Source organism: Arthrobacter sp. P1_B3 (genome assembly GCF_056406615.1).
The window spans coordinates 94,346-105,203 of record NZ_JBFTZV010000014.1 but is presented as its reverse complement, the minus strand read 5'-3'; the positions used below and the strand labels follow the sequence as shown (position 1 = coordinate 105,203).

6 protein-coding genes are annotated in these 10,858 nt (G+C 66.0%); 2 read left to right on the top strand and 4 right to left on the bottom strand.

The window, feature by feature from the left end; translation table 11 throughout:
* Positions 1–161 precede the first annotated feature (161 nt).
* From AC1D2F_RS15285 to AC1D2F_RS15275, 3 genes are all read right to left on the bottom strand, one after another.
* Entirely contained in the window at positions 162–1,694 is a 1,533-nt protein-coding gene (locus AC1D2F_RS15285; protein ID WP_476967074.1) for a sensor histidine kinase, read from the bottom strand.
* 51 nt (positions 1,695–1,745) lie between these two features.
* On the bottom strand, positions 1,746–2,411 hold the full coding sequence (locus AC1D2F_RS15280) for a response regulator transcription factor (protein ID WP_229995391.1): 666 nt from the start codon (positions 2,409–2,411) through the stop codon (positions 1,746–1,748).
* A gap of 475 nt (positions 2,412–2,886) precedes the next feature.
* Complete coding sequence (locus tag AC1D2F_RS15275; protein WP_476967073.1) at positions 2,887–3,783, bottom strand: serine hydrolase; 897 nt, start codon at positions 3,781–3,783, stop codon at positions 2,887–2,889.
* Positions 3,784–3,919: 136 nt separating this feature from the next.
* Here AC1D2F_RS15275 and AC1D2F_RS15270 point away from each other — a divergent pair, with 136 nt between their 5' ends.
* Together AC1D2F_RS15270 and AC1D2F_RS15265 are read left to right on the top strand one after the other, a co-directional pair.
* Positions 3,920–4,840 carry a 2-hydroxyacid dehydrogenase gene (locus tag AC1D2F_RS15270; protein ID WP_476967072.1) on the top strand — a complete coding sequence of 307 codons (921 nt, stop codon included), beginning with the start codon at positions 3,920–3,922 and terminating at the stop codon, positions 4,838–4,840.
* A 124-nt stretch (positions 4,841–4,964) separates the two neighbouring features.
* On the top strand, positions 4,965–8,168 hold the full coding sequence (locus AC1D2F_RS15265) for an HAD-IA family hydrolase (RefSeq protein ID WP_476967071.1): 3,204 nt from the start codon (positions 4,965–4,967) through the stop codon (positions 8,166–8,168).
* Here AC1D2F_RS15265 and AC1D2F_RS15260 read toward each other — a convergent pair.
* Entirely contained in the window at positions 8,136–10,781 is a 2,646-nt protein-coding gene (locus tag AC1D2F_RS15260; RefSeq protein WP_476967070.1) for a cation-translocating P-type ATPase, read from the bottom strand. The genes AC1D2F_RS15265 and AC1D2F_RS15260 overlap by 33 nt on opposite strands.
* Positions 10,782–10,858: the final 77 nt, after the last annotated feature.

The following is a 10,858-nucleotide window of genomic DNA, read 5'->3' as shown; positions in this document are numbered from 1 at the left end:
TCAGCCTGCGCCCCGAGAGTGAGGGCGGGATGAGGAGAAGATTAAGGATTTCTCATCCAACGCCGTGCCTAAGCGGCCCCGTGCTTAGGCACGGGCCAAGGTTGGATGCGGGCGTGAGTCAGCCGGCGGGCCAAATCCGACGCGGACGCCGGTGGACCAGCTCAGACGCGGACGCTGGCGGACTGCAAGGGGATCCCGATCAGGAACGTGGCCCCGTGGCCGTATTCGGATTCCACGGTGGCCTGGCCCCCGTGCGCCTGGGCGATGGCCGAGACGATTGCGAGGCCCAGTCCCGAACCTTCCTCGCCGCGGCCCGTGTGCGCCCGGCCGAACCGTTCGAAGATCCGTTCCTGATCCTCGGCTGCGATGCCGATCCCGTCGTCGCGCACCCACAGCAGGAGGGTGTCCTGTGGGGGCAGCGAAGTGCCGTCGTCCGCCGTCGAGCGCTCAATCCGGGAGCCGAGCGCGATCGTGGAGGACTGCCCGGTGTACTTGACGGCGTTGGCGGCGAGCTGGACCAGGGCCTGGGTGAGGCGCTGCGGATCCGCCTCCACCACGTAGTCGGCCCTTTCATCGATCTGCCAGTTTCGGTCGGCCAGGACGTGCACTTTCTCCATGACCTGGTCCAGGAGCTCCGGGATCCGGACGGGTTCACGCCGGATGAACCCGGGGTCGCCCGAGTTGGCGAGCAGCAGGAGATCGTCCACCAGGCGCTGCATCCGGTCCACCTCGTCCAGCAGCACGTCCCTCGTGGCAATGACATCGTCAGGATCATCCACCGTCACCAGCTCGAGGTGCCCACGGAGAATGGTCAGCGGGGTCCGCAGCTCATGGCCGGCGTCGTCCAGGAACTGCTGCTGTTGCTGGGCGCCCTCATCCAGCCTTTCCAGCATGGTGTTGAAGGTCTTGGCAAGCAGGGTGACGTCGTCCTCGCCCTTGCGGACCTCCACCCGCTGCGTGAGGTCTTCCGGGCCCACCGCCCTGGAAGTCTCGCGCATACGGCGGAGAGGGTCGAGCAACCGCCCGGCAACGATGCCGCCGATCACCGCGGCAGCCGAAAGCATGCCGAGGGCCACCATCGAATATGTCCGGACCGAGCTTGCGTTGTGTTCTTCCTGGTCGCCCGCGTCCCGGCCGACCAGGAAGAATGTCCCTGGGGCGCCCTTCATGGGCACCACCACAGCCCTGAGCGGGCGGCCGTCCGAGTTCAGCTCGCCGAAGGACACGCCGAACGGGTTCCGGAGATGGGCGGCGTCGGCAAACATCGTGCTGTCCAGGAGGTCTCGGTCCCCGCTGCCCTCAACGGTCCATGCCACCCGTCCGTCCACGATCCCGGCCATGACCTCGTTGCTGCGCGGTTCGATATCCTCGGCGGCCTCGTGAAGCGCGCTGATGTACGTCCTGTTGGCGTAGTCCCCGGACGTTTTCTTTTTGGTCTGGACGATCTTGACCACGGAGTTGGCCTTGTCCAGCACCGCCTGGTCGATCCTGGCATCGGACTCCTGGAACTGGACCACGAACGTGACCAGCCCCGCGGTGACCAGCCCGGCGAGCATCATGCCCAGCATCGCGGCCACCACGCGGAATCGCACCGAGTGGATCTTTGCGCCCCAGCCGGACGGGTCCTGGGATTCCGTCGAAGGGGAGACAGCCGCCTGGCCGTCCCCGCCGGGGTGTTCATCCACAGTGGCCACTTCCCTTCCTGTGACGATCAGCTGGCCTTGCAGCGTTTTGCAGTGTTCTGCCTAGCTCAGGCGGTACCCGGCGCCGCGGGTGGTGAGGATGCGCTCGGCGCCGAGTTTCATCCGCAATTGGCGCACGTACACGTCCACCACATTGGACGTGCCGTCGAAGTCGTAGCCCCAGACGTGGCTGAGCAGTTGCTGCCGGCTCAGGACCTGCCCAGGGTGGAGCAGGAACATTTCCACCAAGGCGAATTCGCGGGCGGAGAGCTCCACCATCCGGCCGTCGACGCTGACCGTGCGGGTGAGCAGGTTCAACTCCAGGGGCCCGTAGCGCATAACGCTTCCCGCCAGCACATCGCCGGTGTCCCCCTTGCGTATCCGCGCCCGGATGCGGGCCACGAGTTCCTCAAAATGGAACGGCTTGACGATGTAATCGTCCGCGCCGCCCTCCAGCGCCGCGACGGTGTCGGTGGACGAGCTGCGGGCTGTGAGGACAATGACCGGGATGCCCACCTGGCCTCGGCGCAGTGCCGCGAGGACGGCGTAACCATCCAGGCGGGGGAGTCCAATGTCGAGGAGCAGGAGATCGAATTCGCCGCTGGACGCGTAGTCCACGGCCGAGACGCCGTCGGCGACGACGGTGGGCGCGTAGCCGGCTGCGCGCAGGCCCTTTTCGATGAAGCGGGAGATGCGTTCTTCGTCTTCTGCAATGAGGATGCGGATCAAGGTTACTCCCTGGAAAAAGCCCGGATCCGGGAGGTCCCCCCTGGGCCGCGCGTCGGCGCGGGCCTTATTCGCGGGATCCTGGCCTGCCCCAATACTGCGGCGTCTCGTGCACACGAGCCGGAGAATATCCGAAGCCCCAGCAGCCTCGATCTGCCCGGAATGCGGGCGGGGTCCGGGCCCCATAGTGCGGGGCCCGCGGGTTGGTCGGCGCGTTTCCGGTCAGGGCGGCGCGTCGGGCCGTGCGGGACCGGAGGCCCCGGCGTCGGCGGGACGGCCGGTTCGTAATTCAAAAGGAATCAACATCTGGTGCTCCTCCAGGGGACGCCCAGCATCGTGGAGTTCCGTCGGGCAGCTGCGGCTGAGACTATTCCCGCTTCTTTCATCCTGCCCCCGTAATGGAGCGTGCGCCACCTTTGAGGGGTCGATTTTCAGCCTATTAACAGCTCACACGCAACATCACGCCAAGTCTGTCGTGTTAGCGCCCGAACAGGGCGCCGGTGACCTGGTGAGTCAGGTCGTGGATGAGGTCCAGACGGTTCGCGCTGTCGGCGTCGTCCGGGCCCCACGTGTAGATGACCACCGCGTAGGAGCGGTCCCCGGCGCTGAGCAGCGCGGCGTCGTGGACGTAGCCCTGCACCACACCGTACTTGTGGTGGACCGTGATGCCGGGGGAGAGCGCCGCCGGGATGAGTTCCTCGTCATTGGTGTGCTGCATGTAGCCGAGCAGCTCCGCGGTGTGATCCGGGTTGAGCAGCTTGCCCGTGGCGAGCTGCTGGAGGAGCAGGACCATGTCCGTCGGGGCGATGAGGTTTTTCTCGGGATCGTAGGTGATGCCGAGGGTTGCGGCGTAGGCGGTGAGGTTGGGGTAGCCGATATCCCGCATCAGCAGCAGCCACGAGTCGTCGCTGCTGGTGTTGATCATGGCCTTGAGCTGGAACGCGGCATTGAACGAGCCCAGGGGAGCATCGAGTGACTTTTCGCCGGTCTCCACGAGGTGGTAGTAGGCGGCGGCGGTCAGGACCTTCGCGGTGCTCGCCGCCGTGTACGGTGCCACGTCGCCGTAGCTTTGCAGCTGGCCGTCGCGGGTGTCCATCACGGCGACGCCGATCCTGTGATCGGGGTGTTCGCCGATGATCCGCTGGATCTCGGCGGGGAGGTCGACGACGGCGGGCGGCGGGGTGGCCGGGGCAGCGGCGGACGGGCTCGGCGCCTGCTGGTGGGCGACGGTCAGGAAATCTCCTTCCGTTGACGGGACGGTGCGGATGGAGCCGAGAACCACGACGGCGGCCAGCACCAGCGCGGCGGCGGCCCAGACCAGGACCATGTTCCTGCGGTGGGTGGGAGCGGCCGGCCGGGGGCCCGGAATCGTCATGTGCGTGGGCCTTCCGGACTCGACTGGGGTGACGCCTCCGACGTTAGGCCGGGCTGGGGGCGAAGTCCACGGAGCGCGCGGGGCGCGGCCAAAGTCGGACGAAACTCCCGCATCCTGGTCCACTACGCTGGCACTCATGAGCCGGAAAATTACTGTCAGCCTGCCGGACGCCGCGTTGCGTAAATACCTTCAGCCGCACGCGGACGTCACGATCCTGGAATGGGACCTCACCGGTGAGCCGCCCCTGCCCCGGATCGACATCGTGGTGCCGCCCTACATGGGGGGCCCGCAGGTCCTGCAGGGCCTGGAATCGGTGGACACCGCCCTGGTGCAGAGCCAGTCGATCGGGTACGACGGCGTGGCGGAGTTCCTGCCGTCCGGACGGGTCTTCGCCAACGCGTCCGGCGTGCACGAAACCTCCACGGCGGAGCTGGCACTCGCCCTGATCCTCGCCAGCCAGCGCGAGTTGCCCCGCCTGATCCAGAACCAGCAGGAGGGCAGCTGGGATGCCAGGCCCACCGCCAGCCTGGCCGACCGCCGCGTCCTGATCGTTGGCTACGGCGGGGTGGGCAAGGCGATCGAGGACCGGCTCCTGCCGTTCGAGGCGTCGGTGACCCGGGTGGCCAGCACGGCACGGATGGATGAACGCGGCCAGGTCCACGGCATTGCGGAACTCCCGGCGTTGCTGCCGGTGCACGACATCGTGGTGGTGGGGGTTCCGCTCAGCGACTCCACCCGGCACCTGATTGATGACGCTTTCCTCGCGGCCATGCCGGACGGCGCCCTGGTGGTGAACGTGGCCCGCGGCCCGGTGGCGGACACCGATGCCTTGGTCCGGCACACCGCCTCCGGACGGATCCGCGCCGCGCTGGACGTCACCGATCCCGAGCCCCTGCCGCAGGACCACCCGCTGTGGCAGGCCCCGGGTGTCATCATCAGCCCGCACGTGGGCGGGGCGAGCTCGGCGATGCGGCCGCGGATGGGCCGGCTGCTGCAGCGGCAGATCGAGCTCATGCTGGCAGGTGAGCCGCCGGTGAATGTGGTGCTGAACGGCTGACAGCTGAGCGGCTGGGATCGACGGGTCCAAGGCCCCTGTCTTTGCCGCCCTCAGCGGAGTAGCACTGAATAGCCAGGGCTGCGGTCGGTGATGCAATCCGCGCCCGCCGAGGGAGGAACCGCGCATGGCGCCCGAACCGCAGGAGTGGAGTGCATCGTCCACGGCGGCATCTGCCATGTCCCGGTTCGATGCCGTCATTTTTGACCTCGACGGGGTGGTCACTGACACAGCTGAAATTCACGAGATGGCGTGGAAGGAGCTATTCGATGGCGTCCTCCAGGATCCACGAGTACCCGGCACGGCCGGTGGGGACCCCTTCACGGGCAGCGACTACCGGCGCTTCGTCGACGGTCGTCTGAGGGAAGAGGGCATCCGCGCCTTCCTCGAATCGCGGGGAATCGCCATTCCGGCAGGACAACCTTCCGATCCGCCCGGTACATGGTCCGTAGCTGGACTCAGTGCCCGCAAGAACGAGATCTTTAATCGGAGACTCAAGAAGGGCCGTGTTCGGGTGTTTGCCGGGACGGTGGACCTGCTCCGGAGACTGCGTAAGGGGCACATGAGGACGGTGCTTGCCTCCTCAAGCCGGAACGCCCGTGCCATTTTGAAACGCGCCAGGCTGCTGGACGATTTTGATCTCATTATTGACGGGCGGGCTGCAGCGGATCTCCACCTGCCCGGGAAACCTGATCCTGCCCTTTTTCTCGAGGCGGCCCGTCAAATTCGTGTGCCCGCGGCGCGGGTGGCCGTAATTGAAGACGCGGTGGCTGGTGTCCAGGCCGCGCGGGCCGGAGGCTTCGGGCTGGTTGTCGGGATCGACCGGGCCGGGCAGCGTGCCGAGTTGGAAGCGGCAGGAGCCGACGTGGTGCTCAATGATGTCAGCGAATTCGATATCGGCCTTGTTCTTGCCGATCCCTGGCATCTCATCTACGAAGGCATGGATCCTGCCCACGAGGGCCATCGGGAGGCGCTGACCACCCTGGGCAACGGGTACATGGCTGTCAGGGGAGCCGCGCCGGAAAGCGCTGCAGACGGAATTCATTATCCGGGAACGTACCTGGCCGGGATCTATAACCGCCTCACGAGCGAGGTCCATGGGCAGCAGACCGAGGATGAGCACATGGTGAATGCGCCGAACTGGCTGCCTGTGGACGTTGCCGTGGTACCTGGCCGCTGGTGGTCGGCTGGAGGGCTCCGGTTACGCAGTGAGCACCGCGAACTCGATATGAGGCGGGCACTATTGTCCCGGACGGTCGTGCTCGAGACCGATGACGGCCGCCAGCTGGAAGTCATGCAGCGGCGCCTCATATCCGCGGCGCAGCCCCATTTGGCGGCGCTGGAAACGACGTTGACGGCGCGCGGCTGGGACGGGCAGCTGCTGGTTCGCGCCGCTCTCGATGCGGGGGTCACCAATTCAAACATTCACGCCGATGCCCTGCTGGCCCACCGGCATCTGCGTCCCGTGTCTTTTGGAACGACGGCAACCGGAACCGACTGGATCGAGGTGGCCACCAGCAGCAGCCATATCAGGATTTGCACGGCTGCCCGAATTCTTGGGCCTATGGCCGGGGTCCAGGAGCAACAACCAGCGCCGGACGCCACTGCGGCTACCCGGCTGAAAGGCAGGCTGTACCGTGATGCCCTGCTTGAGCTGCGGGCCGGGGCGCCAACAGCCTTCTGCAAAATGGTTGCGGTGGTTTCTTCGCGGGACACAGCCATATCGTCACCCCTTGGAGGGGCCCTGGATGTCTTGGCGCGGGCACCGGCTGGCTTCGACCAGATCCTGGCGGCACATGAGTCTGCCTGGCAGCGTTTGCTGGCCGCCTTTGCTTTGGAACTGAACACCGACCGGCAAACACAGCTGATCCTGAACCTTCATGTATTTCATGTCCTCCAGACCCTCACGCCGCATGCGGCCGAGCTGGATGCCGGCGTTCCTGCCCGGGGGCTGCATGGAGAAGGGTATCGCGGCCACGTGTTCTGGGATGAGTTGTTCGTCCTGCCCGTGCTCACATCCCGGCTGCCTGCCACCGCCAAGTCCTTGCTCGACTACCGCTGGCGGAGGCTGGACGCGGCGCGCGATGCCGCACGGAAGGCAGGGCTGCGGGGAGCGATGTACCCCTGGCAGAGCGGGAGCAACGGGCGGGAGGAAACCCCGCATTGGAAATTCAACCCTCGACTCAATGACTGGGTGGAGGATTATTCCAGCCTTCAACGCCATTCGGGCCTGGCGATTGCCTATAACACCTGGCAGTACTTCGAGGCCACCGGAGACCGGGCTTGGTTGACCGAGCGGGGGGCTGACATCCTGGTCGAAGTCGCGCGTCTGTTCGCTTCGATGGCCATGCATGATGCCGAGACAGACCGGTTCCACATCATGGGCGTGATGGGACCGGACGAATACCACACCGGCTACCCCGACCGGCCGGGGGAAGGGGTCAATGACAACGCCTATACCAACGTGATGGCCGCCTGGATCTGCGGGAGGGCGCTCCACCTCTTGAGGGGTGCGCTGCAGCCCCACGAGCAAGAGGACCTGGCATCGCGGCTGGACGTCGCGCCGGAGGAACTGAACCTTTGGGAACACATAAGCCACCGCATGTATGTCCCGTTCCACGGGGCCGGAATCATCAGCCAATTTGAGGGATACAGCGGCCTCAAAGAACTCGACTGGGAACACTACCGCCACCTCTACGGCAATATCGAACGCCTCGATCTGATCCTCGAAGCAGAACACCAAACACCCAACGACTACATGCTGGCCAAGCAGGCCGACGCCCTGATGCTGCTCTACCTGCTCGGGGAGCAGCAGCTGACCGATTTTCTCGGAACTCTCGGCTACTGCGTAGACTCAACCATGCTGGCCAGGACTGTTGACTTCTACCTCGCCCGAACGGCCCATGGATCGACCCTGAGCCGCATGGTCCATGCCTCCGTCCTGGCCGCCATGGACCCGGAACGGGCCTGGAGTACCTTCCGTGAAGCGCTCGACGCCGATCTCGACGACACGCAGGGCGGCACAACCCGTGCCGGAATCCACCTCGGCGCCATGGCGGGCAGCATCGACACCGTGCAACGAAGCTTCGCCGGGCTCCGGATGGAACAGGACGAACTGGTCTTTGATCCCCGGCTGCCCGCGGGTTTGCGCAGACTGGGCTTCATCGTCCGGTACCGGGACCAGCCGCTGGAGGTGGTCTTGGACCACAAACGGCTGACGGTGGCCGCCGCCGCAGGCGCCGGACATCCCGTAAGGGTGCGTCTGGGCCCTGACGCGGTCAGGTTGCATGCCGGGAAGTCACACAGCTTCCATCTTGGACCTGCGCGCTAAGTGATTCCCGTGACGCAGCCTCTTGTACAGGTAGTCGGCGGCCAGCACCGCCGGGACGGCAAGCAATGCCATTGCCCATCCCTGCGGGGGCGGAGGGGCCTGGCCCAGCAATGCTGCGACCGGTTCCACGCCGAGAAAAACTCCCAACGCCGCGAGTTCAAACAGGACGGACCACAGAAGCAGGCGGTTAGTGAACCAGCCCAACTGCCACGGCGGCCGGGTGGAGCTGCGGCAGGCGTAGGCGTTTGCCATCTGCCCCATCACCACGGCGGCGAAGGCTGCACCGGAAGCCGAAAGCAGCACGCTAGTGGAAGGAGGCGGACCGCCAAAGCTCCATCCGCCTTCCCTCAGCACGACGACAAAAGCCATCATCTCCACGAGCGCCTCGACGGGCCCGAGCAGGGCGAAGACGCGGACCAGTAAGTCTCTGTCCATCAGGTGACGGCGCTCGGGCGGACGCTTCATGAGGCCTTTGCTCGGTGGTTCCGCTCCCAGCGCCAGCGCCGGCAGCAAGTCTGTGCCGATGTCCAGGAACAGGATCTGCAGCACGCCAAGGGCAAGCGGAAAGGCGCCCCCGGAGAAGGCCCAGATCACGAACGGTGTCAGCTCAGCCACGTTGTCGGTTAGGTGGTAGGTGAGGAACCGGCGGATATTGGCATACGTGGCGCGACCCTGCTCGATGGCGGCCACTATTGTGGCGAAGTCATCGTCCAGCAGGACCAGGTCTGCCGCTTCCCTTGCCACGTCGGTGCCGGCAACTCCCATGGCGATGCCCACGTCCGCTTCCTGCAGCGCTGGCCCATCGTTCACCCCGTCCCCGGTCATCGCCACAACATGCCCGCGTCCCTGCAACGCCCTGGCGACCCGCAGTTTCTGTTCGGGGGACACCCGGCTGATGACGACGCCGTCGTGATCCAGCATGGCGCCGAGGACCTCTTGGTCCTCGGGCAGTTCAGCGCCTTCCAACACCCGCTCGTCGCCCAGCATCAAGCCGACCTCACGGGCGATTGCCGCCGCCGTCGTCGGGTGGTCCCCTGTGACCATGGCAACCTTGACGCCAGCTTCCCGGGCTGTTCGCAGGGCCTGCGCGACAGCGGGTCGGGGTGGATCATGAAGCCCGATGAGACCCAGAAGTGTCAGCCCGGACTCCACCGAATCAGCTGTCAGGGAGCCCTCCGCCAGCTCATTGAGCTCGGCTGGCGTCAGGGAGCGCTCGGCAACGGCCAGCAGACGCAGCCCCTGGCTGGCCATCCGCAGTATTTGCTGATCCACGTCAGCGGTGCCGGAGGAGAGGTGCGGGCGGTCGCGGTCGGCCGGCACACAAAGGGGGAGGACTGCTTCCGGCGCCCCCTTCATCGATAGCGTGGTCCCCACGATCACCGATTCACGCCGCCGCCCCGGGCTGAATCCGAATCGGATCGCAGACTCCCGGTCCGGCCAGCCGGCAGGGTTGACCAGCCGGTGCAAGAGCGCGGCCAGTGCCGCCTCCATGGGGTCGCCTTCCGGATACCACTCACCGTCGCGCACAGTGATCGTTCCCCTTGATGCCAAGGCCGCAGCTGCGCTGACCCTGCCCGCCCGGGCGATAGCCTGTTCACTGCCCGCTACGGAGGCGATCGGTTCGTACCCTTTTCCAGCCACGGTCACGGTACCCTCCGGCGTCCACACCTGCACGGCGCTCATCCGGTTCTGTGTCAGTGTGCCGGTCTTGTCCGTGCAGATGAAAGTTGTCGAGCCAAGGGTCTCGACTGCCTGCAGATGCCTAACGAGCGCCTTCCTGTGGGCCATCCTTTGGGCCCCCATCGCCAACGACAGGGTTACCGTGGGCAGTAGCCCTTCGGGGATCAGGGCTACCGAGACTCCGATCGCGAAGAGGAATCCGCTGTGCCAAGAGACACCTATGGCTGCAGATATCAGGAAGAACAGCAGCCCCACGCCCAGGGCCACGACGGCGATGGTCCGGACGATTCGCCTCAGCTCCATCGTCAGCGGACTTGGCGGCGGCTGGACCGTTGCGGTGAGCGCGGTGATTTCCGCGAGCCGGGTCCTCCGTCCGGTTGCTGTAACGATGCCCTCGGCCTCTCCGTTGGTCAGGAAGGTCCCTCCGATTCCGGCGTCCATCGGCTGCTTGGTGACGGCATCACTTTCCCCGGTCAGCATCGACTCATCAACGGTGCAGCTGTCCGTGAATCCGAACTGAAGGTCCGCCGGTATGCGGTCGCCTGCGGAGAGAATGACGACGTCCCCGGGCACGAGGTCTGCTGCGTCCAGGCTGACCGAACGGCCGTCCCGGCGGACCCGGACCTGCGATGGCAGCAGGGCACGTAACTTGGCGGCGGCATGTTCGGCGCGTTCTTCTTGCACGTAGGAAAACAGGCCGTTAATGAGGACCACGGCTACGACGGCCACTCCGAGCTGTGGCATGCCGGCGATGAAGGCCATCGCGGCGGCAACCCACAGAAGCGCGGCGAAGAAGTGAGTGAATTCCCTCAGGAAGCGGCCCCAGGCCGGGGCGGACGCGACTTCCGGTATGCGGTTGGGGCCATGCCGGGCGAGCAGGGACTGCGCCTCCCGGGCGGACAGGCCCGTCGCATGTGGCAAGTTCCCGATCATTACCGGTCCTGCCAGCGGGCGCCCCCAAGCAACGCTGGGACAGCACCCCCTACCCGCCAAGCACGCATGGTTCCCCC